This is a genomic window from Okeania sp. SIO2C2, from assembly GCF_010692625.1.
GTDB classification, from domain to species: domain Bacteria; phylum Cyanobacteriota; class Cyanobacteriia; order Cyanobacteriales; family Microcoleaceae; genus Okeania; species Okeania hirsuta.
Genome location: NZ_JAAHGM010000030.1, coordinates 1 through 26,484 on the forward strand (window position 1 = coordinate 1; position 26,484 = coordinate 26,484).

Annotated in this window: 25 protein-coding genes and 2 pseudogenes; 15 read left to right on the plus strand and 12 right to left on the minus strand. The window is 35.9% G+C overall.

Annotation, left to right across the window (positions count from 1 at the left end):
• Positions 1-155: 155 nt before the first annotated feature.
• The 3 genes from F6K18_RS21580 to F6K18_RS21590 all read right to left on the minus strand — a co-directional run bounded on the left by F6K18_RS21580 (position 156) and on the right by F6K18_RS21590 (position 5,179).
• Positions 156-485, minus strand: coding sequence for a hypothetical protein (locus tag F6K18_RS21580; RefSeq protein ID WP_287523901.1), 330 nt, complete (start codon positions 483-485; stop codon positions 156-158).
• Between the two features lie 27 nt (positions 486-512).
• Entirely contained in the window at positions 513-4,544 is a 4,032-nt protein-coding gene (locus tag F6K18_RS21585; RefSeq protein WP_287523904.1) for a hypothetical protein, read from the minus strand.
• A 68-nt stretch (positions 4,545-4,612) separates the two neighbouring features.
• Positions 4,613-5,179, minus strand: coding sequence for a serine protease (locus F6K18_RS21590; protein WP_287524036.1), 567 nt, complete (start codon positions 5,177-5,179; stop codon positions 4,613-4,615).
• 193 nt (positions 5,180-5,372) lie between these two features.
• On the opposite strand from F6K18_RS21590, the pseudogene F6K18_RS21595 reads away from it, so the two are divergent.
• Together F6K18_RS21595 and F6K18_RS21600 are read left to right on the plus strand one after the other, a co-directional pair.
• A pseudogene (locus F6K18_RS21595) lies at positions 5,373-5,987 on the plus strand (Uma2 family endonuclease).
• Between the two features lie 172 nt (positions 5,988-6,159).
• Positions 6,160-6,834: a hypothetical protein gene (locus F6K18_RS21600; RefSeq protein ID WP_287523907.1), complete on the plus strand. Its 675-nt coding sequence runs from the start codon at positions 6,160-6,162 to the stop codon at positions 6,832-6,834.
• Positions 6,835-7,111: 277 nt separating this feature from the next.
• On the opposite strand, the gene smpB is transcribed toward F6K18_RS21600, so the two are convergent.
• Positions 7,112-7,582, minus strand: coding sequence for an SsrA-binding protein SmpB (smpB, locus tag F6K18_RS21605; RefSeq protein ID WP_287523909.1), 471 nt, complete (start codon positions 7,580-7,582; stop codon positions 7,112-7,114).
• 181 nt (positions 7,583-7,763) lie between these two features.
• Between smpB and F6K18_RS21610 the strand changes: the two genes are divergently transcribed.
• Positions 7,764-7,889 (plus strand): hypothetical protein, encoded by a 126-nt coding sequence (locus F6K18_RS21610; RefSeq protein ID WP_287523911.1) that lies wholly within the window; start codon positions 7,764-7,766, stop codon positions 7,887-7,889.
• A 300-nt stretch (positions 7,890-8,189) separates the two neighbouring features.
• Here the strand turns inward: F6K18_RS21610 and F6K18_RS21615 are convergent, their stop codons facing one another.
• Positions 8,190-9,008 (minus strand): hypothetical protein, encoded by an 819-nt coding sequence (locus F6K18_RS21615; protein WP_287523914.1) that lies wholly within the window; start codon positions 9,006-9,008, stop codon positions 8,190-8,192.
• A 114-nt stretch (positions 9,009-9,122) separates the two neighbouring features.
• Here F6K18_RS21615 and F6K18_RS21620 point away from each other — a divergent pair, with 114 nt between their 5' ends.
• Positions 9,123-10,031, plus strand: coding sequence for a metallophosphoesterase (locus tag F6K18_RS21620; RefSeq protein WP_287523916.1), 909 nt, complete (start codon positions 9,123-9,125; stop codon positions 10,029-10,031).
• Between the two features lie 538 nt (positions 10,032-10,569).
• On the opposite strand, the gene F6K18_RS21625 is transcribed toward F6K18_RS21620, so the two are convergent.
• From F6K18_RS21625 to F6K18_RS21635, 3 genes are all read right to left on the minus strand, one after another.
• A complete protein-coding gene (locus F6K18_RS21625; RefSeq protein ID WP_287523919.1) occupies positions 10,570-10,899 on the minus strand; it encodes a DUF3082 domain-containing protein in 330 nt (109 codons plus the stop codon).
• 313 nt (positions 10,900-11,212) lie between these two features.
• Positions 11,213-12,157, minus strand: a complete 945-nt coding sequence (ispE, locus tag F6K18_RS21630; protein ID WP_287524038.1) for a 4-(cytidine 5'-diphospho)-2-C-methyl-D-erythritol kinase — start codon at positions 12,155-12,157, stop codon at positions 11,213-11,215.
• A gap of 475 nt (positions 12,158-12,632) precedes the next feature.
• Entirely contained in the window at positions 12,633-13,499 is an 867-nt protein-coding gene (locus tag F6K18_RS21635) for an SPFH domain-containing protein (protein ID WP_124145337.1), read from the minus strand.
• 271 nt (positions 13,500-13,770) lie between these two features.
• Here F6K18_RS21635 and F6K18_RS21640 point away from each other — a divergent pair, with 271 nt between their 5' ends.
• From F6K18_RS21640 to F6K18_RS21665, 6 genes are all read left to right on the plus strand, one after another.
• Complete coding sequence (locus tag F6K18_RS21640; protein WP_287275209.1) at positions 13,771-14,208, plus strand: hypothetical protein; 438 nt, start codon at positions 13,771-13,773, stop codon at positions 14,206-14,208.
• 143 nt (positions 14,209-14,351) lie between these two features.
• The gene (locus F6K18_RS21645; protein WP_287523923.1) at positions 14,352-14,441 is read left to right on the plus strand and encodes a helix-turn-helix domain-containing protein; all 90 of its coding nucleotides are present in this window, start codon (positions 14,352-14,354) and stop codon (positions 14,439-14,441) included.
• A gap of 141 nt (positions 14,442-14,582) precedes the next feature.
• The gene (locus tag F6K18_RS21650; protein ID WP_287523925.1) at positions 14,583-14,789 is read left to right on the plus strand and encodes a hypothetical protein; all 207 of its coding nucleotides are present in this window, start codon (positions 14,583-14,585) and stop codon (positions 14,787-14,789) included.
• 6 nt (positions 14,790-14,795) lie between these two features.
• Complete coding sequence (locus F6K18_RS21655) at positions 14,796-15,002, plus strand: transposase (protein ID WP_287523928.1); 207 nt, start codon at positions 14,796-14,798, stop codon at positions 15,000-15,002.
• Positions 15,003-15,108: 106 nt separating this feature from the next.
• On the plus strand, positions 15,109-15,336 hold the full coding sequence (locus F6K18_RS21660) for a transposase (protein WP_240038979.1): 228 nt from the start codon (positions 15,109-15,111) through the stop codon (positions 15,334-15,336).
• Positions 15,337-15,393: 57 nt separating this feature from the next.
• On the plus strand, positions 15,394-15,516 hold the full coding sequence (locus F6K18_RS21665) for a zinc ribbon domain-containing protein (RefSeq protein WP_287524040.1): 123 nt from the start codon (positions 15,394-15,396) through the stop codon (positions 15,514-15,516).
• 546 nt (positions 15,517-16,062) lie between these two features.
• Here F6K18_RS21665 and F6K18_RS21670 read toward each other — a convergent pair.
• Positions 16,063-16,521 (minus strand): COP23 domain-containing protein, encoded by a 459-nt coding sequence (locus F6K18_RS21670; protein ID WP_287523930.1) that lies wholly within the window; start codon positions 16,519-16,521, stop codon positions 16,063-16,065.
• A 328-nt stretch (positions 16,522-16,849) separates the two neighbouring features.
• Positions 16,850-17,542: a dienelactone hydrolase family protein gene (locus tag F6K18_RS21675; protein ID WP_287523932.1), complete on the minus strand. Its 693-nt coding sequence runs from the start codon at positions 17,540-17,542 to the stop codon at positions 16,850-16,852.
• 1,146 nt (positions 17,543-18,688) lie between these two features.
• On the opposite strand from F6K18_RS21675, the gene F6K18_RS21680 reads away from it, so the two are divergent.
• The 4 genes and pseudogenes from F6K18_RS21680 to F6K18_RS21695 all read left to right on the plus strand — a co-directional run bounded on the left by F6K18_RS21680 (position 18,689) and on the right by F6K18_RS21695 (position 25,306).
• Entirely contained in the window at positions 18,689-19,717 is a 1,029-nt protein-coding gene (locus F6K18_RS21680; RefSeq protein WP_287523935.1) for a Gfo/Idh/MocA family oxidoreductase, read from the plus strand.
• Between the two features lie 1,681 nt (positions 19,718-21,398).
• Positions 21,399-22,761, plus strand: a pseudogene (locus tag F6K18_RS21685) (IS701 family transposase).
• 222 nt (positions 22,762-22,983) lie between these two features.
• Positions 22,984-24,897, plus strand: a complete 1,914-nt coding sequence (locus F6K18_RS21690; RefSeq protein WP_287523938.1) for a hypothetical protein — start codon at positions 22,984-22,986, stop codon at positions 24,895-24,897.
• Positions 24,898-25,087: 190 nt separating this feature from the next.
• Positions 25,088-25,306 (plus strand): hypothetical protein, encoded by a 219-nt coding sequence (locus F6K18_RS21695; protein WP_287523939.1) that lies wholly within the window; start codon positions 25,088-25,090, stop codon positions 25,304-25,306.
• Between the two features lie 120 nt (positions 25,307-25,426).
• Here the strand turns inward: F6K18_RS21695 and F6K18_RS21700 are convergent, their stop codons facing one another.
• Positions 25,427-25,819, minus strand: coding sequence for a hypothetical protein (locus F6K18_RS21700; protein ID WP_287523940.1), 393 nt, complete (start codon positions 25,817-25,819; stop codon positions 25,427-25,429).
• A gap of 249 nt (positions 25,820-26,068) precedes the next feature.
• Here F6K18_RS21700 and F6K18_RS21705 point away from each other — a divergent pair, with 249 nt between their 5' ends.
• Positions 26,069-26,260 (plus strand): hypothetical protein, encoded by a 192-nt coding sequence (locus F6K18_RS21705; protein ID WP_287523941.1) that lies wholly within the window; start codon positions 26,069-26,071, stop codon positions 26,258-26,260.
• A gap of 21 nt (positions 26,261-26,281) precedes the next feature.
• Here the strand turns inward: F6K18_RS21705 and F6K18_RS21710 are convergent, their stop codons facing one another.
• A complete protein-coding gene (locus tag F6K18_RS21710; protein WP_287523943.1) occupies positions 26,282-26,479 on the minus strand; it encodes a hypothetical protein in 198 nt (65 codons plus the stop codon).
• Positions 26,480-26,484 lie beyond the last annotated feature (5 nt).

The following is a 26,484-nucleotide window of genomic DNA, read 5'->3' on the forward strand; positions in this document are numbered from 1 at the left end:
AAATACAGTTGAATAGGGTGGTAAATATGCAGGGTAGATCACACCAGTTACAACCATTTTTTAATTGATACAAGATACCATCTCAGATTTCTCTGTTGCTCCATTTTGTTGGACAAGTCTTCTTCTTAGGTAGTAGTGGTTCGATTAGAACCCATTCACAGTCTGTTAAACTGCTCGAATACGGCATTTTCTCTGCTAGTTGGCGTTGGCGGAGCAAGTGCAGCAGCTATATCGCGACTTAGTATAACCTTTCCCTCAAAAGATACGGTTAGGGGTTCTATAAAGTTAAATAAGCCGTTGGGGCTGTCAGTTTTAACGATGACATCAATGAGGGTGTTAAAGAAGGTGCGGGTGTTGCCAGCGATATCGATATCGTTGGCGAGTTTGGTTAGACCGACGGTATCGATGAATGCCTGCCGTTCTGCAGCTGTGGAAATGTTTGGGAAACTGGATAGTAGGTCAACTAGGTTTTGTTTGTGGTTCATTTTGGTTTGAGTTGGTTTTGGGGATGTTTATTTGATGTTGTTGCAGAGGTTTTTATGTTTGTGGTTGTCGGGTAAGGTATTGAGATGGTCGCGCACCCAGTCGCAGCCTTGTATTAGGAGAGAGTCGAGATCGAGATTCCACAGGCGCACGGTCTGGTCAACACTTACAGAAGCAATTAGGTTGCCGTCGGGGCTGAAACTAACATGGTTAAATTCATTGTGATGCCCTTCTAAAGTAGTAACAGGTGTGCCATCTAGTTCCCACAGGCGCACTGTTTTGTCATAACTAGCTGAAGCAATGAGATTGCCGTCGGGGCTAAAACTGACATTGTTAATCTCACTTTGATGTCCTTCTAAAGTAGCAACGGGTGTGCCATCTGCTTTCCACAGGCGTATGGTGTTGTCAAAACTAGCTGAAGCAATGAAACTGCCATCAGGGCTGAAACTGACGTGAGAAACTGGACCTTGATGCTCTTCTAAAGTATCAACGGGAGCGCCGTCTGGTTTCCACAGACGCACTGTCCTGTCAAAACTTGCAGAAGCAATGAGGTTGCCGTTCGGACTGAAACTAACGTGGCGGACAATATCTTGATGCCCTTCTAAAGTTGCAACGGGTGTGCCGTCTGCTTGCCAAAGACGCACTGTTTTGTCAAAGCTTGCAGAAGCAATGAGGTTGCCGTTCGGACTGAAACTAACGTGAGAAACTGGACCTTGATGCTCTTCTAAAGCAGTAATGGCTGTGCCATCTGCTTTCCAAAGACGCACTGTTCTGTCAAAGCTTGCAGAAGCAATGAGGTTGCCGTTCGGACTGAAACTAACGTGGCGGACAATATCTTGATGCCCTTCTAAAGTTGCAACGGGTGTGCCGTCTGCTTGCCAAAGACGCACTGTTTTGTCAAAGCTTGCAGAAGCAATGAGGTTGCCGTTCGGACTGAAACTAACGTGAGAAACTGGACCTTGATGCTCTTCTAAAGCAGTAATGGCTGTGCCATCTGGTTTCCACAGGCGCACGGTGTTATCTCCACTTGCAAAGGTAATCAGATTGCCGTCGGGGCTGAAACTGACGTGGCGAACAACATCTTGATCCCTTTCTAAAGTAGCAAAAGGTTTACTATCTGGTTTCCACAGGCGTATGGTGTTGTCACTACTTGCAGAAGCGATGAGGTTGCCGTCGGGGCTGAAACTGACATAGCGTACCCAACTTTGATGCCCTTCTAAAGTAGCAACGAGCGTGCCATCTGGTTTCCACAGGCGCACGGTCTCATCACGACTAGCAGAAGCAATGAGACTGCCATCAGGGCTAAAACTGACATAGTTTACCCAACTTTGATGCCCTTTTAAAGTAGCAGCGGGTGTACCATCTGATTTCCACAGGCGTATGGTATTATCATTACTAGCAAAAGCAATGAGGTTGCTGTCGGGGCTGAAACTGACGTGTTTGACATCTACTTGGTGTCCTTCTAAAGCAGCAATGGGTGTGCCATCTGGTTTCCACAGGCGCACGGTGTTGTCTACACTAGCAGAAGCAATGAGACTGCCATCAGGGCTGAAACTGACGTGTTTGACATCTGCTTGGTGTCCTTCTAAAGCAGCAATGGGTGTGCCATCTGGTTTCCATAGACGCACTGTCTTGTCAAAACTAGCAGAAGCAATGAGACTGCCATCAGGGCTGAAACTGACATAGCGTACCCAATCTTGATGCCCTTCTAAAGCAGCAATGGGTGTACCGTCTGGTTTCCACAGGCGCACGGTGTCGTCTGCACTAGCAGAAGCAATGAGGTTGCCATCGGGGCTGAAACTAAGGTGGTTGACTGGTCTTTCATGCCCTTCCAAAGTAGCAATGGGTGTGCCATCTGGTTTCCATAGACGCACTGTCTTGTCAAAACTAGCAGAAGCAATAAGATTTCCGTCGGGACTGAAACTGACATGAGTTAGACGTTCTTGATGCCCTTCTAAAGTAGCAACGGCTGTGCCATCTGCTTTCCACAGACGCACTGTCCTGTCAAAGCTTGCAGAAGCAATGAGGTTGCCGTCGGGGCTGAGGTTGAGGTAGTTGACCCAACCTTGATGCCCCTGTAAAGTATTACGTTCTTTCCATTGCTGGACACTAAACATTTGTTGTAACAGATTGGCAGCACGAACTCGGTTGTTAAGATCTGCTTGTGGAAAATCCCGCACCTTTTTTCCATGCTTAATCGCATTTAATTGCTGCTCCAAGCTAGTATCTGCAAGATTTTCCAAAGTAGTAATTCTAGCTTCTATCTCAGCATTTTTATTTTTAACATCATTATTCCACCATCCGATAGCAGCAGCGCTAACTAAACCCAAGCCAATCAATAAACCAAAAGTAAGCAGCAAGATAGTCAGATTGCTCCACCTTACACTCTCTCGAATAAACCCCTGCTCTAGGGAACTAATATCCTCCTCCCGTTTCAACAACCAACCCTTCGCTTCCTTCAGAGGTACACCCCGCAACAAAGCCCCTTGATCCTTTCCGCTACTTTCCCATTGCCGCAACGCCCCCCGCAACCTCTCCTGCCAAGTCCGAAAATCCCGATTTGCATTCATCCATCCAATCAAGCGACTCCAACCAGAAATCAATACCTCATGCACCACCTCCACTGTTTCTGTTTCCACAACATCATCCCTACCGATAACCACCAAACGTACATCCTCCCGGTTCAGTCGCAACACTAAATCCCAATTTTCCTCCCCTATTTCCTGGCGCGTTGCTAAACGTCGAGTGTCTTGGTTATCCTCTTTCTCCCTTGGTTGCACCAACTGGATAAAAACGTGTTGTATCTGTTTCACTTGATACCTTTCTTTCTCCTGTTCGCCCTGTAGCAAGTCTTCATAGATATTCTCTGCATATTTACCCAAAGCTAGTTCTATCCCACCAATGCGATCGTAAGCCTCATGAGTCAGTTCCGGATACTTCTTTTTAGCTGCCTCTTCCCAAAGCTGCTTGAGCGCAAACTCTAGCAAAGGTAATTTATCTGCTGGTGCTTTGCTGTTACCATTATTTCCCTCTTCATCCCACTTCTTACTAATATCATGCAAAATCCGCTCTACCAAACCCACCTCCAAACTTACTCCCCTAGACTCTGCTGGACGAGCGATCGCTTCCTGTAACTCATGGGGTTCCATCCTTGACAGATTGGTACAAGCATTTTGTAAAGCATCTGCAAAAGGGCTATAGTCAGTAGCATCCCCATAAAAGTCTCCCCGCATCGTTAGTAGCAGCTTAAAACGCGGGGCATTGTACGCGGCCTCTAGCAAGCAGTCAAGAAATCGCTTGCGCGTCTCCACATCAGAACATAGAGTGTAGAGTTCTTCAAATTGATCTGCTACTAGCACCAAAGTTTCCTGCATTGGTGCAATATATTTTCGCAAAGCATCATGACTTTGCTGGAGTTGCCCTGCAAATTCCTGAATTCCTAAAGCACCCCGCAAATTCAATGGTAGTGCCCCTGCTAGGGCATCAAAAGGGCTGTTACCTGGACGAAAAGAAACATACTGCCAGTTTTTAGGCAATTGTGGAATCAATCCCGCAAACACCACCGAAGATTTGCCAGAACCCGAAGCACCAATAACAGCTACAAGCTGTTTAACATCTACCTCTTTGACCAAACGGTCTACAAATTTTTGCCGCCCAAAAAATAAATCCTTATGCTCAGGTTGAAATGCTTGCAAACCTCGGTAAGGACAATCAGGAAGCGCTGCCCATTCTGTCCAATCACTAACGCCAAAAACCCGAAACCACTCTTGAGGAGACAGAAAGGCAATTTCCTGGTGCAGTTGCCTAGCTACTCGAGGACGCTCTATACCGAAGCGATCGCTATTTGCCAGTTCATCCAGAAAACCGAGTAAATATTTGCGATGTTTTGCCAAAAACTTGACAAAATTGCTAACAAAATCATAAATGCTTCCTTGCCAATATATTTTTAGACGGATATCGGGGGCAACCAAATCCTCAATATATGCTGGACGACTGTTAGGTTCCTCAATACCTGGTAAATTTACCAGTAAATTGATTAGATTAGATTTGATGGTGTTCATCGTAAAGCACTATTTTAACTGAAACATCCAACTACTACTATTTTTCCTTAGATTTGCTACTAAATAAATTAATTAGCCAATAGTTTTTTGAGTTCCTCTGGCAAATCTCTAAGAATACTACCAATCCAAATTCCTTCATTACGATAGTATTTTTTTCCTGTTGCTGGTTCAGGAATATTTCCTCCTGCATGGTGCAATGCTACTACTTCCCAATTATTGTTAAAAACTGGAGAACCAGAGGAACCAGGCATAGTTGAAGTGATGTATTGAACTATATTTTTATCTACATATTGAACAAAATTATTCTGCAAAGAAATTTGCTTCGGTTGACCTGCTGGATGTTGAATAATATTAACACGCTGATCGACTCTAACATCCCTACTAGCTAAAGGAAGATAACCACATTCTTTACCTGGTTGACCTGAAATTTCAACTAAAGTATAATCCAAAGCTTCATTAGTGTGAAAAATTCCTCCTATTTTGCCTTGATATTCAGAAACTTGTTGAGCTTTGCCTTGGAAATCTTCTTCATAATTAAATCTAAATAAAGTGTTCTTTACCAGTTCTGAATTCGGCAATACATGATTATTAGTTAATACTAAATTAGGAGTAACTAAAAACCCTGTCCCAGAAATATATTATACATCTATTTATGTATAGCATAAATTTTAGGAACTAGCGATCGATCCTTCTCATCTACACTTCACAATCAAAACCATGAGTTTATAATTAAATAAAATCCTAATTTAGACAGTTTTAGTTATCTCAATTTTGTTCGATCACTGATAAAACTTATATAAAATTATATTCCATCAAGTAAATAAAAATATGACTTACACCTTATCCGAACAATTGAGCTTTGAAGAATTTATTGCCCAATATGGGGATAATACACGTTATGAACTAATTGACGGAGAATTAAGAGATATAGAAGCCACAGGCCCTCACGAAGCTGTTGCCGGGAGTATTGCTGGTAGAATTTATGTCGAAATTTTTCGTAATAATTTTAATTGGTTAATTCCTAAAAATTGCCTAATCAAACCCCTATATACTGAAGCTACAGCACTACGACCTGATGTAATAGTATTAGATAAAATAGAACTAACTCAAGAACCTCTTTGGCAAAAAGAACCTGTAATTTGTAACGGTAGTACTATTAAACTTGTTGCTGAAGTAGTTAGCAAAAATTGGCAAGATGATTATGCCAGAAAAGTAGAATAATATGCTTTTTTAAATATCCCAGAATATTGGATTATCGATTTTAGAGCATTAGGAGGTTTACAATTTATTGGCAATCCTAAACAACCTACTTTCACCATTTGCCAGGTAGTAAATGGTGTTTATCAACAGCAACAATATCGCTTAGGTGAGCTGATTTATTCTGATTTATTTCCAAATTTAAAACTGCTATTAGACGATGTTATGTCAACTTCAGAATTATGAAATAAAATCCTAATTTGGACAATTTTATACCAAGGGTGAAAAAAGAATGTTACAAAACTCTAGCGCTGCTACAACGTTACTAGCTGATTTTGATATTCTTGTAAAAAATTAGCTCTAAAAGTCACTTTTAGTGCTACTATAAGTTATAAATTATATTTTATAGCACAGAACAATGAATAGCAAAAACCTAGCAATAACTTTGGCTACATTTGTTTTTCTAACAGCCTGTGACGTTGGTAACAATAGTCATATTAAACTTAAAAATGATGGCGATCACAGTTCTGGTTATCCTAACTATATAAATCGTAGAAAAGTAGGAATTAAAAATCACATTCCAACTAATCATGTTGTAAGTTATTGTAAAGAGTTTATGCAATACGAAATGGGAATTCCTAGTAATAGTCAGTGGTCTTCAGCAGGAAATATAACTGAATCTACATCTGGTTGGCAATGGCAAGGTTGGGTAGAATTTGATGGGGAACGAAGCAATTTCATTTGCAATATTGATAACAATGAAGTAACAGCATATTTTCATAAAGAAACTTATCCTGATTATTTTCCTGATCGTTTTTATGGAGGTAGCGATCGAATTCATAACAGTAATATTAGTGTGGTAAGTTCTTGTAAAGAATTTATGCAATATGAAATGGGAATTCCTAGTAATGGGGGGTGGTCTTCTACTCAGAATGTGACTAAAACTGCTGAAGGTTGGCAGTGGCGAGGATGGGTAAATATTGATGGAGAACGAAACAAATTTGTATGTACTGTTGATAATAATGGAGTTAGAGTCGCCACTAATTTTGAAGACTCTTATAATTATGAATATGAATATAACTATACTTACTAACTAATAAGTATTATTCAATGTACCTAATAATTCAGGTTTAAAGCCTCTTCTTTAAAATCAGAAATAAAGAAAAAAATCCTTTTCGTCAATCCTATACTTTTTAAGGAGAGGTAATAATTAATAATTAATTGTTGAATGAGCAAACTAAAGCTTCAAATTTACTAAGGTAAGGATAAAATTGGTTGCTCTAGTGCAGGATAGCGGAAATAACTGGTTACAAAATCCTAAAACAATTACAAATCAAAAATGATTGACTTTTAACTTCCGCGTAGCAGCTCTAGTATTGCTTCATTACTCTTTGCATAGTCCGTTTATCGTCTCGTTGTTTAATAGTTTCACGCTTATCATGGAGCTTTTTACCCTGTGCCAAAGCAATATCAACTTTTACCCAACCGCGCTTAAAATACATCCTCAATGGTACTAAAGTTAATCCCTGTTGTTCTACCTTACCAATCAATTTACGAATTTCTTGTTTATGTAACAATAGTCTCCTACTACGACGAGGTTCGTGATTGAAAAATTCTCCTGCTTTTTGGTATGGAGAAATATGAACGTTCAGTAACCATGCTTCATTATTACGGATTAAGGCATAACCATCTCGTAAGTTAACATTACCTTCTCGGATTGATTTTACTTCTGTACCTTGTAATGCAACACCAGCTTCATAAGTTTCAATAATATGATAGTTAAATCTAGCTTGGCGATTATCACTAATTATTTTATATCCTTCACCGCTTTTTTTATTCATAAAATATTCTAACTACACTTAATTTTTGATCTGTAATTTTTAATTATACTACGAAATTATCGGTTATGGCAACAGATGAATTAAAACATCACTATAAATAAAAAAAATTAATAATATACTTTTTGTTTGTATAAATGCCTTTGTTATCAATAGCTGAATCAACTATAGTTAGGGTTTGCGTATGGAAAGTCTTTTTGCTAGGCTAGGAGACAGGAGACAGGAGACAGGAGACAGGAGAAATGGGAATAAGCGAGGAAGTAGGAGTAAGAATTGTAAGAATGATTTTTCTGCCCAACTATGCACCTAAAATACTAACTTTTTGAGCGTCAAGAGCTGAAAACCAGGTACTGTTTTCGACCCCAAAAAGGCTAAAGTCTTTATATGTCAATGCTTTTAGATTTAATCAGCAAGTCCTAGTTAAATATTTTGTCGATTATTAAGCTATTTTAATTTCAATTGATACTATAGCTTTCCTAGATAGGTTTTGAACAAATTTTGGCATTGCTGAGGAGCAGGAACGGGCAAGATGCCCATTCCACAAAACTACAAAACTATAAAACTATTAAACTATTAAAATCATCCTTCTGACTTCTGACTTCTGACTTCGTTAACCTGGTATTTCCAAAAGCGATCGCTCTAAAACAATCATTTCAGAATTAATCACTGAACTACGAGCTATAACTCTACCTTGAGAGTTCATAACTTGTAACTTACTAAAGTCTAAATCTTGTGCTTCTTGAAACATTTGGTTAACTAATTGATCTTGTTCTTCCTCAGCTTTTTCATACCAATCATTATTCAGTTCAACAATTAATAAACTACTAGGAAAATTAACTCTTAAAGATTCAATAATTCCAGCACCATATTGATTAGTAAGCTCATCAATTTGATTTTGAATTGACACAATTAAAATTTGCTCTGGTGTCAACTTTGGAGGTGAAACTACAATTGGTTCCACAGATTCAGGTGCTTCATCAAATGAATCTTCAGATACTTCTGGATCTACTGTAAGAGGTAGAGACTCTTCCGGGGCGATCGCTTCTATTTCTTCAGCTATAGGAATATCCGTCGGGGCGATCGCTTCTATTTCTTCAGCTATAGGAATATCCGCTACCTCAGTAGCAGGTTGACCAGGGGAAAAAGAAACAAAAATAATTACCAGAATGAGGACAAAAATACCAGCGATCGCCCCCGTCAATAACCCATCAGAAAGCTTCTGACTTAGGGACGCTGGTAATAAGGAACGAACTAATCCTAAAACCTGTTGTCCAAGGCCAGATTTTGTCACTACTGATTTTTTCTCAGTAGTAGATTGTTGTTCAGGTGGACTTTGCGGTGTCACGGAAGCAGTTTCTGTTGACTCTTGATAGACTGCTTCAGTTTCAGGTTGTTCTAAATTTGGTTGCTGTGGTTGGTCTTCTGACATTTACTTTATACCTTTTGGACTAAACAAATCGATGGATAAAACGATAAATTAATAAAAGACAAATTAGTATTCTGGACTATAGTCCTTTTTCTACTTAATTTATTTTCTCAAACGATGAGTATTAAAGGTCGTCAATTTTTATTTTTAAGTAGTCTCAGCAGCATTAGTGTTGTTGGTATATGCAGCAAAATAGTAAAAAAATTAAGGCTTTTTACTTCTGCTAATGCACTGACATTAAACAATTTTTCCTCTGTTAAAACAAACCCTATTTTCAGATTTGTTGCTGTGGCGGATACTGGTACAGAAGGCAAAGATCAATTTGCTGTAGCTGAAGCTATGAGGAGTTATTTTTTACAATATCCTTTTGAGTTTGTAATTCTTGGTGGCGATAATATTTATGAAGATGGAGAAATTGAAAAAATAGAAGATGTTTTTGAGAAACCATATAAATTTTTACTAGAAAAAGAAGTTAAATTTTATGCCTGTCTGGGCAACCACGATATTCGTACTGAAAATGGAGACTTGGAAGTAAAATATCCAGGTTTTAATATGGCAGGAAGATACTATACTTTTCAGTATTACCCAATTCAATTTTTTGCCTTAGATACTAATATTAATGCTGACTGGAAAACAGAATTAAAATGGTTAGAAAAAGAATTAAGTAAAAGTGAGGCACCTTGGAAAATAGTCTTTGGTCATCATCAAATTTATTCTTCTGGAATGTATGGGTTAAATGAAGATTTTATTCAAACTTTAACTCCACTATTTAAAAAATATAGAGTTCAGCTTTATATTAATGGACATGAACATGATTATGAAAGAACTAGCTCAATTAATGGTACTACTTATTTAATTTGTGGTGCGGGTGGCAAACAACGTCTTGTAGGGAAATCAGAGTGGACTGAATATTCTACAAGTGATTTTAGTTTTGCTGCTTTTGATGTTTATGAAGACCACATTATCGTTAGAGGTATTGATGTAAATAATCGTGTTTTTGATGAAGGTATAATTAACCTGAGTTGAAGGAAATTTTATACTAGAAGGAATAGGAGTCAGGAGTCAGGAGTCAGGAGTCAGGAGGGAAGAAAGAAGAAGAAAGAGGAATAGAAGGAGAAAGTTTTTTGGTCGTGTAAACGGAATGGAGTTTTATCATGCTCTTATCCGGACATGATATCATACCTCAAATTACCAACGCCCAATTTTACTTTGAACTATAAAGCGATTGATTGATTACTGAAAAGAGAAAAGCTTTAAAAGTGCAAACTTGCCAGTGATATTTGGGTTTTTAGGTATTCAGCAACCGCCTGTAATTTGAAAATATTTTCAAATGATGAAAAAATTACAGATCACCCCGTAATGATGCAACGCCTTTTTATCATTAGACATCTGGTGAAAATTCAAAATCAAATCAATTATTATCCATAAATTATCAATTACTCCCCTCCTGGGAGGGGTGAGGGGTGGGTTCCCTGTTCCCTGTTCCCTGTTCCCTCTTTTCTGGAGATGTCTACTAATTTAAGACGGACATGATATAAATATTTATCCCCCAATTTTTTACTATTTAACCTTCATTTGGAGGCATTTCCTTATTTGTAAATCGCTGAATTATAATTTGTATAGCTAAGGCGATTAAACCTAAAGTAACCATCGCACACATACAAGTAGCTAAAGCAATAACTCCCACTACTAAAGCACGAACAGCAGTCGAAATATTCACCACAAAAACGTTATCTGAAAGAATAGGTTTACTAGCAAATGTTTCAGAAATAGATTTCATTAACATATAGGCAAGTGTGGCTAATCCACCAGAAATTATTGCACTAGCCAAACATTGTAAAGGATTGACATTTGAAGCCGATTTTTTATCAGATTTAGGACTTAAATTAGTCATATATTTTGAATAGTTGAAGTCGGACTAAAAATTGTTTGTAACTATAATAGAGAACATGGAATAGGAAATAGTTGGAAAAATATTGCCTAGTCTAAGATCGATGGTCAGCATAATTCCTAACAGGTCTGGCTATTGCTATATTAGAATTCTGGGAAAAATGAAAATTAAATATAGCAGTTTATAACTTGGCAAAATAAAATACAGATTTCTAGAGTTTTCAACAACAACAAACAGAGAATAATAGTTATTAATTATTGCCAATTCAAAGTATTATATGTTCCTTCTACCTTCTACGTCCTGCCCTCTTCCCTCTTCAATGGGCAATAGTAATGCCACTAGAGTTAAACTGTGCTATCCAGAATTCTAGACCGGGGTCAGCCATTTTTGCTTTTACTGTGGCCTCAACTTCCTGTGCTTGAGCAAGAGATTCTGTCAAACCAAATATAGTAGGTCCAGACCCCGACATCATAGCTCCTAAAACATTTTGGGAGGCAAAAGCTTCTCTTAATTTTAATAATTGCGGATATTCTGGTAAAGCCACCTTTTCTAAATCGTTGTGCAATAGTTTGCCAATTTCTATATTGTCTTGGTGAGCGATCGCTGAGACCATTGGTCCAGAATGTACCCTTTGTATGCTATTTTCCCGAGCTTCAGTATCATCAATATAAGTATGACCGAATTCTTGACGATAAGTGCGATAACTCCAGGGTGTAGAAATAGAGAGATTCTTGTATTTAGCCAAAACCACATAAAGTTGGTCTAAATTTGGTAGTGGGGAGAGAACTTCGCCACGTCCAGTTGCCAATGCTGTACCGCCACTAACACAAAAAGGAACATCTGAACCCAACTGTGCCCCCAACTCCTGCAACTCTCCCTGAGTTAAACCAAGTTCCCACATTAAATCTAATCCCACTAATACCGCTGCTGCATCTGTGGAACCTCCTGCTAACCCTGCTGCTACAGGAATCTGCTTATTGATAGTAATTTCAACGCCACCGTACCTGGCAAATACATCTGGAAACTGTTTACCCATCAAGGAAGCTGCTCGGTAAGCAATATTGTCAGCATCAGCAGGAACCAGAGGATGTTCGCATCGAACCACAATAGTTTCAATTCCAATGGCACGAATATCTATTCTGTCTGCAAGACTAATGCTTTGCAAAACCATTGCTAATTCGTGATAGCCATCTGAGCGATCGCCTATGATTTCCAGATACAGATTGATTTTAGCAGGAGCAATTAATGAATAGGAGCGCATTTTAGCTAGTTTAGTATTAGATATTTTAACTCGAAGGAAGTAAAGAAAAAGGTTAATTTTTTGACCAAAATCATCTCTAGCTACTTCCAAGTGGCAAGAATTTATATTCCTAAGGTTCTTACTTTACTTTAATTATTTTAATTTATAAGTTTATTGATTAAATATCAATAGACATTTCCTCCAAAAGAGGGAGTAGGGAGTAGGGGGAAATAATTGATAATTATTGATAATTCATGTACGATAGTTGATTTTATTTTTCTTTTTTAGGACCGCCAGATGTCTAATAGTTTATAAAAAAGTGCTAATGATAGTTATTCTGCCTGATTAAAAGCTGCAAAAAATTTACCCAGCTAGCATCTCTAAAACTGGATATATTCCCCGGTCATAACTATCTTGATTTCGCTTAATAAACCATAATCAAAATCTTCTTATCCCTTGTTTCTACTCCCTATCCCAATATCTATGAGACATGATACTAATCAGATTTTTTCAGTTTAGATGGTGAAATAGGTAGATCGTTTAGTGGAGGATAATCAGGAGAATCTCCCACTAATTCAGCTAATGCTTCTGACATGGCTTTCGGGTCCATAAATAGAACCTTAGAATTAGCACTTTCACTTAATTTCTGATTAGTTTCTAAATATCTTTGAGCAATCAGAAATTGCATAAATTCTGGACTATCTGGGCGCAAATTTAAAATTTTGGAAAGAACCTCTATAGACTCTGCTTGTCCTTGAGCTTTAGCAATAGCAGCTCTTTTTTCTCCCTCTGCTTGTTCAAGCATAGCTTTTTTCTCACTTAAAGCTACCCTTTCCGACTCCATTGCTGCTTGCACTTTTTCAGGAAAAATAATATTTTGAACCTCGACACGAATCACTTTGACACCCCAACTAGAAGTAGCTTCATCCAATTTCTTCAACAAAGCTTTATCAATTTCATCTTTTGTAGATAAAACTTCTTGAAGTGGCAAGCGACCAATTTCAGAACGCAGAGAAGTTAAAACTATATTATCAATAGCATTTTCTACGTCTTCAATTGCATAATACGCTCTCTCGATTTCTATAATCTGCCAGTAGACTACTGCATCTACCTGCAATGTCAAATTATCATTAGTAATGACTGACTGAGGGTCAATATCCAAGACCCTTTCGCGGATGGTATCAACATGAGCTATTTTTTCTACTAGAGGTAGAACAAACTGAAGTCCAGGCTTCAAAGTGCGCTTATACTTACCCAAGCGTTCTACTAAAGCCTCATCTCCTTCATCAATAACTTTTACAGATGAATTAACTGTATAACCAATGATTGCAGTTGCTATAAGAGCCACAAGATATTGAAGCATAAGATGTTAGAAATTAGGTTAATTATTTTGATACTAGCATTATCAATTAAAAAGTAGTCAAGTCAAAAGTTAACAATTTTCTTTTTGGCTGTTGAGATTGGGACTTAAACGAAAAATTTTAGCCCCAATCAAATCTAAACCCTCGAAGCTATTGTTTAACAAATAAGTAGAAAATCTAAAATTATTAATAATTGTCCCAATAATCACAGTTTTTGATTTTTACTTAAATTAGTTAGTTAATAATCTGAAATTTTATTCTTGAGGAGCATATATGGTAAATGCTGCAGAACAGGCCAAAAATTTTCAAGTAGCGAGTAAGATTGCTGCGATTGTAAATTTATTTAAGTCCCAGTTTGTAGATGTTAAGGTCGATCTCAAGCCCTGGATGAACGATCCAGATACTTTGGAGTTAGTTGACCCAGATTCTATAGATATTGGTTTTCATTTGCCTGGTAGAAGTAGGTCTCTGGAAAGTCGTTGTTTATTGGTGCAAATTCGTTTATATCAAGATCCTATTGAAGCTTATTCTCGTGTAATTGGAGTGGAAGTTGCTGGTTACGATCATCGCGGAGAACAATGGAAATTATCAACGGTGGGTGGCTGGCATTTTGTGGGAAATACCCAACCCACAACAGAATCTGCTGCCAAACTGAAATATTTCTGTCGGCAGATTTTTGAGCTATTCAATAATGATGATTTGGCTGCTTAATTGGGATTAGCCAAAACCTTTTGGTTCTCGATCTTGGAAGATTTTACCAAAAAAATGGGTTTAAAGCCCCGCCCTTCTAGGGCGACTTTTTAGCTTTTTTTTTCAACATATATGTTATCATGCTGTTAGTTTAGATAGGAATTATGAAAGCTAAATTTAAGTATCGTATATATCCAACACCGGGACAAAGATACCAATTAGCAAAGCTATTTGGTTCTGTCCGTGTTATTTAGAATGATATCCTAGCTTATTGTCAAGAAAAGTATAGATCGGGAGCAAAGAAACCCACTAATTCTGAACTACAAAAACAGTTTATTACTCAGGCTAAGAAGACTGAATGTAGAGGGTGGCTCTCAGAAGTTTCCAGCATACCATTGCAGCAATCTTTGAATGATTTAAACCAAGCTTATCAAAACTTTTTTAAATCAACAAAAGGCCAGAGGAAAGGTAAACCTGTTAAGCCTCCTAAATTCAAAAGCAGGAAATTAAAACAAACTGCAAGATTTACAAAAGGAGGGTTTAAAATTGGTCAACATAAAGTTTATTTAGCTAAGATTGGAAAGCTGAAAATTGTTTGGTAAAGAGAGTTGCCTGCTGCTCCATCATCAGTAACAATTATCAAGGACTCAGCTAATAGATATTTCTTAAGTTTTGTAGTAGAAATTATACCAGAAACCTTGGCTCATACTGATAATTCAGTAGGTATAGATTTAGGCATTTCTACTTTTGCAACCTTGAGTAATGGTACAAAGATTGATGCACCAAAACCACTCAAAAAACGAATTAAGAAGTAGCCTGTTTCAGAGGAGCTGTACTAACGAAAGTTAAGCAAGTCATTATCTAATAAAACTCAAGGGTCTAAAAGGTATGAAAAAGCACGGGTTAGAGTAGCTAAGTTCCATGGTAAACTGCAAAGATACAAGAACTAATTTTTTGCATAAATTATCTACTAAAATAATTCGTGACAACCAAACAGTTGTTTTAGAAGATTTGTTTGCAAAGCATTCCGAAGGAAACCTTTCTGGCATGGTAAAAAAGCGGTGCGACTCCGCGATGACGCCAGTCGCAAGGGAACACGCACCAAGAGACCGCAAATTATCCAGAGCTATATCCGATTTAGGTTGGTGACAATTTAGAACTTTCTTAGAAGGAAAAGCTGAGAAATACGCTCGTGATTTTAGAGTCATTAGCAGGTGGGAACCTAAAAGTCAAGTTTGCTCAAATTGTGGCTTTAAAGGTGGCAAGTTAGACCTTCAGATGCGAGAATGGGAATGCCTTAACTGTGGCGCAAAACACCATAGAGATTAGAATGCAGCAATAAATATATTAGTCGCGGGCGGGCAGTCAGAGACAAAAAACAGACCTGGAGGCAAGCGTAACCTACCCCCATCCCCTCCCGGGAGGGGAGCAAGAGGGGTAGGTGCAGCAGCCAATGTTAGCGGAGTTTTGCGCCAGCAAAACGTCAACCCACCGAATAACTAAGACTCGGTAGGAATCTCCGTGCCTGCCTCTTGCCTCCTGCGGAGGAGCTGCGCTAACAAAGGAGCATTCCGATCGGAATGCTGCGCAAACGCTAACAGGCCGGAGAGGATGTCAAGGATAACTTGAACTTCTGGCTTTCTTGTATCCATAAACGCCCTCCCCCTGCCTGACTTTTGTTAGGTTTGTGGAGATGATATACAATTTTGCAATATCCTAATATTTGACCTTCTTGAAAACTAGACATTAGCATGGTTTGTCTCGAAATTTTAACAATGTTTGCTATGGCTTTGACTTTTTCTCAAGTTTTGAAAACTGATAACTACTTTTTTCCTATCATCATTATAAAAGTTTTTCTGCTTAATACTTATTCTTTTAATAAATAGTAATTGGTGGTAGATTTGGCTGAGGATTAGTAACTCTTCTCAATAATTCTTGTCTAGCTTGTTGAGGATTTTGACCATTAGGAACTTGATATAATAATCTACAAGAACCATCTTGAGGATTAGCAGCACAAATCATTGGCTGTCCATTTTTAGAAATACTGACAGTGATACTTCGATATCCGTTTCTTTGTTGAGTAGATAAAATTCCAGATACTCTAGTACATCTAGTCAGGGCATCTTCTCCTGATTCGGTAAAATAATTATTAGAATTCCAGAGAATAATCGGAATATTTTGGCCTTGTTTAGTGGCTATTGTTGCTGGAGTTGCCCCGATTCTCCCACAGAAAAAATTAGTAGTTTGAGCTTCAGCAGAACGATTATTTATAGGAATATTTAAAAATCCAATTACTGTGGCAGCAACAATAGAAGTTAATGATAAAATTTTCATTGATTATAATCTACATAGATAACAATACTAATATTCTATAAATTTATATATAGTTCTTGACTGTCAGTAATGGCATTTAAGCAAATTTTTTTTTAGTATACTTGGGAAATTATGGAAGCTTTGATTATCAGTGATTCTTGTGTAGTTATAATTTATAATTAATAAATTACTTGCTTTGCTTATATTCCTTATTCAATTTATTATCTGCCTTAACTTCGGTTCAATAAAACCTTCCCAATAATAGCAGTCAATCAACCAGATATAATTTAGAATAATCAACTTATTGGGAGTGGGTTAAAAAATAGTGACTCAGTGTCAAACTAAAAACTTAGTCAAGATATTTTTGGAAAAATTCTATAGTGCGACTTTGGGCAAGATTAGTAGCTTCTAAGTTATAGTCTTTTCCTTCTATCCGAGCAAAGCCGTGATTAACATTTGGATAAGAATGTATTGTTACTAAAGGATAATTACTCAATTCAATTTTTAGTTTAGACTGAATTTCTGGAGAAACATATTCATCTTTTTCAGCAAGATGAAGTATTAATGGATTTTGAATATTAGCAGCTTCATCAAGATTTTTTTCAATGCCAACTCCATAATAACTAACGTTACATTTTGCTTGGGAACGAGTAGCCATTAAATAAGCGAGTTTTCCTCCTAAACAAAAACCTACACTGCCAATTTTGCCAGTACATTCTGGTAATTCTTTGAGAGTTTTCATTGTAGAAATTAAATCATCAATTCCTTTATTTTCATCAAAATGTTGGTAAAGTTCAAATGCTTTTTGCCAGTCACTCTCAGATTTATCGGTAAGTTCAATATCTGCTTCTTGACGCCAAAATAAATCAGGGACTATTGCCACATAACCTGCTTGAGCATATTCATCAGCTATATTACGCATTACTTCATTAACTCCAAAAATTTCTTGGATAATTATTAATCCAGGAGCAGGTGTAGAAGTAGGTGTTTTTAAGTAAGCGGAAAAAGTCTCGCCGTTATTACTGGGAATTTTAATTTTCATCTTGGTTAATTGATTTAATATTGCCGTTATATTTATAGATTACTTTAACATTATTCAGTCAATTCAGTTAGCTTCCTGCCGGAGGAACTGTGGGCTTCAATTAGCCTCTTGACAGAGGAGCTACCCTAGCTTCTTATATCAAGGGTAATAAATGTTTGCTACATTTTTGCACTGCTTAGGAGTAGGGTAGTAGGGATGCTGCATGCAACGTCCGAGAGCGAGAAATAAACATAAGAATAATTAACAATAACTGGCTAATAATTATCAAAAAAGTAATTGATTATTTGTTAATTACTTAATAATTGAAGTGTCACTTGTAACTTAAGTATAGCATTCTTTTTTCACACTTGGTATTACAAAGGAATTACGTTATCAGGCCCTCCTACAATATGGAGACGAGAAGATGCATAATTTAAGAAAGGGAGACTTGAGACATGATTTTTTTTGTCTAAAAATAAGGAATGGTCTCAAAATAGCATTTAATTAATAAATAATTTTGATATAGCAATTCCCAAGAGGCGTGAGGTACAAAATTCGTTTGTTTTAGGGAACACCGGATCTGGGAATAGGGAAAAGAATAGAATAGAAATAAAGATAGGTGTACCTCATTAGTCTGAGAAACACTATAAAAATATTATTAATACTCTCGGTAATTGTTGATATTAAGAGTGAGTTAACAACTGGGAATTTTTATATTTCTTTAAATCAGGTTCAAGTTAATATAATCAAGCTAATTACTCGAATAGTTATACTTAAGATTTAATTTAACTAAATTTTGCTTGAATACAACATTTCCATGCAAAATCACAAAGAGAAGAGTAGTTTTTTCAATATAAAATCTTTGTGTACTTTATTCTCTATTACCTTTTCTTCAAAAATATATTTACAATCCAAATGTAAATGCTATATATCTGAGAAATATCAAAGAGTAATATCTATTTCTGAGTTGAGATTTTTGATTCAAGAAAAAATTTAACTTATTTAAGCTATGATTACTAAATTATTGAGTTAAATTGGATAATTTTTATCCATAATAAAATCAGAAAGATATTTAAGAGTGGACTTCAAAAAAAAATACTTGACAAAAATTATAAGTTTTGTTAAAAAAATGTTAAAAATTAACATACTTTAAGAGGATTTTAGATTGTGAAAGTAGCGATTGTTGGTTTTGGATTTAATGCAGAGAAAGCCCATGTACCAGTATATAGAGATCGTTCTGATATTCATCTCACAGCAGTAGTAGATCCAGTAACATCTAGACGTGCAGCAGCACTTCGACAATATGCAGATATCCGAGTTTATGAACAATTTAGCGATTTATTAGAAGAATATTCTAGTGAAATAGACATAATAGATATTTGTTTACCTAATGCTTTTCATGTCGAAAGTATTAAACAAGCATTAGCAGCAGATAAGCACGTCTTATGTGAAAAGCCATTAGTTTTAAATAAAGCTGAATATTATGAATTAATCAATATAGCAAACGAACGAAAACGTATTTTATATCCATGTCATAATTATAAATTTGCTCCTTCAATCGTTCACGCTGCCTACTTAATTAATTCAGGTGAAATAGGAACACCTTTATTTGCGTCATTTAATATATTTGGTGTAGGTTTTCAACCAGGTGTGTCTGGAAAAGACAAAGAACTATCTGGTGGTGGTATTATGATAGACCATGGTTTAGATGCAATTTCTGTTGCTCAAACTTTATTTGGTGGTTTTCCTCAACGTATATCTGCACATACTAGAAGTTTCAATGAAACAAATAGTAAACTTGAAGATGTAGCTGTTTTTTGCTTAGATTGGGAGAACAAATTAATCAATATTAGTGTTAGTTCTTTAGGGTCTATTCCAAAAGCTTATTACAGAATTCAGGGAACAGAAGGAGAAATTAGCATTGAAAATAATGATGTGTTTTTAAGTGTTAAAGATAAACCAGTTCAGCATATTTTTGTGCCTACATATTTTGACGATCCTGGTCATACTAATTGGTTTAATGGATTGATTGAGAATTTCCTAGATTGTGCTAATAATCCAGATACTGAACCATTCTCTTTGATGGAAGCTGGTTTAGTTCTAGAGATAGCTGAAAAAGCTAGTCATTCTAGTAATAATGGAGGTAGTTGGATGGGAATAGAATTTACTACTAAGTCATTACAAATGGTTGGTTAATTTATGACTAGGTATGGTTGATTAATTTATGACTAGGTTCTGAAACTAGGTCTAAAATTTAAGAAGGTGGTAGGTGGTAGGTTTTAGGTAGTAGATATTTTGCAATCTACAACTTATTACCTTCTAATTAACTTGGCAAAAAAAAATAGGTAAAAAGCTTCTTTTTGGTTATACTAAGGGCTGTAGTCCTACAAGGGGATAAAGATTAAAATATTTCTGATTTCAAGCTACTGAAAGATGGCGGTAGTTACTGTTAATACAGTTCCGACTCAGAAGGCTAATTTTTCACTTAAATGAAACCTTCAGAGCTTAGAGATGATCAAATTCCTAATTTTTTTTAGAACAAATTTATAAGCCTAGTTCTAGCCACTTTTTTAAATCTAGCATAAACAGAACTTACGCATGGACACTAAATCCAGTGAGGGCGAATGCCATTTGCGCTCCGCAAAGCTCCGAATTGCGCCCCTACATATGGCGTTTTCAAGGTCAAGCATGCGTAAGTCCTGATAAATATGATATGGCAATCCTAAATTATTCGTAATAATTTGACTATTCTCAAATCCGGTGTTCTATCAGGGTCTACAATATTTCACAACTTAAATAAGTTTCCTATATCGTTAGAGGTAAATTCGGTAGGACAAATTTTTGCTATTTATAACTTATATAGTTTTAGCTAAAAATTTATTGTTAATTAGTTGATATTGGTGCATTTTATAGTACTTAATTAGGATTTGTGTATGGAAAGTCTTTTTGTTATTTGTAGGAGACAGCTATACTGGAGACAGGAGAAATAGGAATGAACAAAGAGGTAGGAGTAAGAATTGTAAGAGTGGTTTTTATGCCCAACTATGCGTCTAAAATACTAACTTTTTGAGCGTGAAGAGCTGAAAACCAGGTACTTTTTAAAGGCTCCTAAAAGGCACTTGTCTTTATATGTCAATGCTTTTAGATTTAATCAGCAGATCAATAATTATGACTATTTATAGCAGAAGGAAGAAAGAAGAAGGAAGAAGAAAGAAGGCGATTAATTACCTAGGAAATAAGGAAAAATCTGGCGTTGTCTGAGTCTTAAGCTTTTGATATATCCGTGCCCTTTCCTTCGACTACTATATCAATTTAAATCAACTAAATATCAATCCTAAAATAATTTATTAGTTTTGCTATAAAATAAAATATATTAATACCAAATTCATTTCTAAGTTGCATAGAATAATATATTAATAATAATTGAATGTAGAGCTAGATAGACAAGTTAATAAATTTCATAATTCTGTGCAACCTCACATAAAATTTGTATAAGACAACGCTACCTACGACCTACGACCTACGACCTAACACCTAATTCTGTGCAGCCTCACATCAAATTGCTATAATACCAAATTGATAAATTTTTGCTACAAATAACTAAGATATTTCTTAGGAATCAGGAGTCGTATGGGAATAGCTTTAATAGCAGTTTTTAGGTCTAAATTTATCTTTTTTCTCCAAGAGACATCTCCTATAAAGTATTTTAATTGCCCTGATGATTCGTAACATTCTTTTTTCACGCTTGGTATAAGAGTTTAGCAATAGGAAATTTTGAATTTCAAACTATCGGGACTTTAGTAAAAAAAGGTAAAAAAAAGGTTATAATATATACCTGACAAGTATTTTACGTTAATTACTCCCTGGGGAAAGTCCAATGAAAGAAACAACTTCAGTGGCCATGCCCTCTTGTTTCCATCGATGGTGCGTTCGCGGTAGCGTTGCGTTACGCAAATCGCTTTAACAATGTATTTAAAACAAAAGCTCAAAAAACAGGGTTTAGAGACTATATAGGAGGACTATTAGGAGAAAGCCACAGAAAAAACTTGTCTCAGATATCAAACAACACAGTAGGTCTGTCATACCACAAATTACGGCATTTTTTAGTTCGAGCAAATTGGTCAGTAGATGCTGGTATGGGAGCGTCGTCTTCAAGTGATGTGGGAATGTCGTCAAACAAAACCTTCTCGTTCATTTGCTTTAATTATAGACGATTCAGGCCATAGAAAAAGCGCACCGCCTGCGCTGAGGTTTCCGAGGGCGTAAAGACGGAGCAAGAAGTGGTAGTTTAACTGCTGGAGTAGGGCGACAATATATAGGAGAAATAGGAAAAACAGATAATGGTGTAGTTGTGGTGACAACTCATCTTTATGATGGAGTAAAAAGTCTACCTTTAGATATAGCTTTATATCAAAAAGCGGATTCTTTACCTTTAGGAAAAAAAGACTCAGAATTTGTTAAGAAACCAGACTTAGCAATGTCTCTAGTTGACCAATGTTTGTCTAGAGGACATCAACCAGAAATTGTGTTAATTGATGGGGGATATGGTAACAATACATCATTCCTCAATCAACTAGAAAAAAGAAATTTAACTTATATAGGAGGATTAGCTAAAAATCGTTTGCGTAGCATTCCGTAGGAAAAAGTAATCATCAAAAAACAGGATAATATTAAAGAGGAAATCAGATTAGGTCAGCTAGCTGAAACTATATCCACACAAGCTTTTAACTTAGTTCAACTAAGCACAAAAAAGAAAGAAGAAGTTTGGGTGGCCACATTAGAGGTACAACTATCTAGGATGTCAGGTCAAAAAACTATAGCTATCGTGATCAATGCTAAAAATTTTTCTGATGCCACTGATATTAACTATTATATCACTAATATCGAACACAAATATGTAACTTCAGAGTGGATATATTCTACTTATTCTAAGAGAAATTGGGTCGAAGTTTTCTACAGGGAAGCCAAAGGATGGTTAGGGCTAAGAGAATATCAAGTCAGAGATAAAATCAGCTTGAAAAGGCATTTTATTTTAGTATTTTGTGCTTATACATTTATTATCTGGCATCAGTTAACTGGAGGTATAAGAAGGCGTTGGGCTAACAAACCATTAAAGACCTTTACTGATACTTTAGAAGCCCGATCGTACAGCAATATCTTATCGTTTTATTGAGTGGTTAGATGAAAACATTGACGTATTTACCTCTCATAAAGAGAGTTTGGGATTTGTTTGGGCTTAAAATTTGCTAAAGTCCCGCTATAGCCATAAAATTTTAGTTGTGAGATATTGGAGACTTTTGTTTTAGGTATGGAGGGAATAGGGAATAGGGAATAGGGAATAGGGAATAGGGAATAGGGAAGAAGAAAAAAACTAATACATAAGAATAAGATAACTGCTATATTCTATACTTCAAAGGAACACCTCAATTCTCACATCTGATTCCTGATTGCTATATATAACTATGTCATCAAAAAAATTTCCTAAGTCTCACCGTTCACGTTTACTATTACTGAGTGAACGAATTATGGCATTACTAATTCTTGCTAATGTAATGTTAGTAATATTTGATATTACTTATATAAAAATTCGTCATTGGTACTTAAAAATAGATTTATACCTACAAACAATCACTGATACTCCTCAAAAAAAATATCTCCAAAAAGTAGATAATCTACAAGAGGAGTTAGAAAAGAATGGTTTAGAGTCACCAAAAATAAAAAATTTATTAGACGATTTACGCATTAGTAGCTTTGAAATATTTATTAATCGTCCTCCATTTAAAGTCATCGATAATTATGGAAATTTAGCAAAAATTAGGCAAATATTCACTACTCACACCAGAAGAGAAAGTTTTTCACAAGCAGTACAGATGTTTTGGGATAAAAATTACTTAGAAACACAAGGTTGGCAAAGTCAGTTAGAATTTTTCAATAGAAAAATTCGTCCTCTAATATTATTGTATGAGCCGAAATTACAGTATGATTTAATTAAAGGAATAGAGCCATTCCGAGACTCACAAAATTATTTAATCGCAGTTAGTGAACTGAAGATATTACTCGAAAAAAAAGGTCTAGAAGCAGAAGAAATAGAACCTTTACTCAAAGAATTACGCGGTCGTAGTACCGAATTAATTGATAGAGATTATGATTTCCAGATAGTTAATCATATTTTAGTTTTAACTCAAATAAAATACCGGATGAAGCAACATATTTATAGCCAGATTCCAGATAGTAATATGAGTTTAACTCCTGCTCTTCAAATTTTACAGTCATTAAATCTGCTCCAATATTTAGCACCAGAAATTTTGTTGGCAGATAAATCATCAAAAATAGCGTTTAATACCTTCTGGAGTAGTCAATATCTAGAAAGATACCAATGGGAAGAAGAGTTAGATTTTTTTTCAAAAAATATTCAGTTTTTAATGCAGTCTTTTTACTTTCGCGATCTGGGTAAGGATGGGGAATTTGTAGATAGATTTTGGTTAGTAGATTTACCTTGGATGATTATATTTTGGATAGAGTTTATTGGGCGGACTTTACTAATCAGTTGTCGTTCTAATTTAAGTTTATGGGGTGCTGTTAAAAAGCGTTGGTATGATGTTTTTTTACTACAACCTTGGCTACCTTCGCTGCGAATAATTACTGCATTTATTCGTTTACAGAAAGTTAAATTACCAGATATGAAAGAGTTATACACAAATATTCGATTCCAACTAATTGGTAGTTTTGCTAAGGAAATAATTCAAGTTGTGGTCAGTGGGGGTATTAATCAGCTTCAGAATAATATTAGTAAAGGTTCTCTAAAAAAAGCTATATTTGAATCAAAAAATAAATCAGATAAAGTTGATGTAGATAAAAATGACCATGGAAACATTCAGGAAATTATTAATAATATACTTGAAGTAACTGCTTGTAGAGTTCTTCCAGAAATTTATCCAGATATTGAAGATTTTTTACGCTATCACGTTGAACAGTCTATGCAGCAGTTATCTATATATAGACGTTTACAAAAAATACCTTTTTTACGTCGCTTACCGGATAAAATTGCCAATAATTTAGTGATACAAATATCAAGTACAGTTGCTACTTCTCCGCAAAAAGCTTATCAAACACAACCAGATGCGGTAAGTATCAAACTTAGACAACAGTTAGTCAGACAGTTTACAACTAAGTTCCTATCAGAATTACAAGAAAAACAAACTTTTGAAGAAATAGAAGTTTTAATGATTAATTGGCTTGAAGAAATTAAAAATAGTTACGTTAAACCATCAAATCAAACTAATTTACAACCTGCGGACACCAATATTCCGAAAATTATTCCTACAGAAGTAATTGAGTTAAAAGCTGGAGATGAGAGTAATATAGAATCTGGTTGATAAAGTACCCTTTTGGGGAGATGGGGAGATGGGGAGATAGGGAGATAGGGAGATGGGGAGATGGGGAGATGGGGAGAGCGAGAAATATTTGGTAATGGTTGAAGATGGAACATTTTTTTATCCCCAATTACATGGATTTGATATCAGATATCACTTCTAACTTTTAACTTTTAACTTTTGACTTTAGTGAATGGGGAGATGGGGAGATGGGGAGATGGGGAGATGGAGACCCACCCCTAACCCCCCCAGGAGGGAAATTTGGGGAGATTTGTATTCAACCCGAATACATTTGATGATGAGTGGGGTCACGGAAATACTTGGGTTGTATGCTGGTTTAAGTAAAGGCATCATAGCAGAAGTAATACCAATTACCATAAACTTTGCTATATCTTGGACTTTCTATTTCTAAATATTATTTATTCGAGCAAATTCTTGATATTTGGTAACTTCAGTTATGAGAGAAAGTTATTTTTGCCAGAAATATTTGCGATAGACGGTGCGTTACATTTCATTAACGCACTCTACTGGACTAACCAGTGTAACCAAATACAGAGAGAGTTACAAAAAGATCATTAAAGTCGGGTTTTGCATCAGAACCACCATCGTTAGTGATGAAAGAATATCGGTGCAAAAAGACTTCGCCTTTTTCTATAATAGCGTCTTCACCCACCAATATCTCAGAACCTTCTGTTAGAGTAACTGTGTAATTTCCATCTCCTGCTGATGTGAAGCTACCACCACCGATATAGGTGAATACTCCACCACTTCTGCTGCTACCAGAAGCAGAGAATACTTCATTACCATTAGAATCAACAATTTTTACTGTTTGATTAGCACTTGATTGAGCAAAGGCAGCAACTGTTACTAACTTGCCACTTGGGTTAATACTGATTTGCTGCGGACCCGTGGAATAACTAGGCATAATCACCTCATATAGTGTTTTATATTACACTTAAGAATAATATGTTAACTTTTTCTAGTCTACTTAACTTTATTATTTGTAATACAAGACTTACCAAAGGAAATATTATTTCTTTTTTTCCCCTTCAAAGGGGAGGCTTTAAACCAGAATTATTTAATTATTAATTATTAATTATTAATTATTCGGTAATTATTAATTAGGGTTTGCGCTCAAAAGTCTTTTTGTGGAGGGTAGGACTCAGGAGTCAGAATGAATGGGAATTACAGAGAAAGCAGTCGAAAGAATTGTCGCTCAATTTTTCTGCCCTTGTCTGCTCAAAATGTGAGTATTTTGGGCAATTCGGAGCTAAAAGCTGACACTTTTTTCGCAGCAAAAAGGCTACAACCTTTATCTGTAAATGCTTTTATAGTTAATCAGCAAACCCTAATTATTAATTATTAATTATTAATTATTAATTATTAATTATTGAACCCCTACTCCTTCTTTTAAGGAATTAATATGACTATTCATTTGAGTTAAATATTTTTCTAGCAATGAATAATCTCTAGACTTAAGTAAAGAATCGTTTTTAGCATTAACAACTTCCTCTAAAGGCAAAATACGAAATTTTAATTTCCCATTTTTTCGATAACGATGTACCCATGTCGGTAAAGCTTCCACACCAG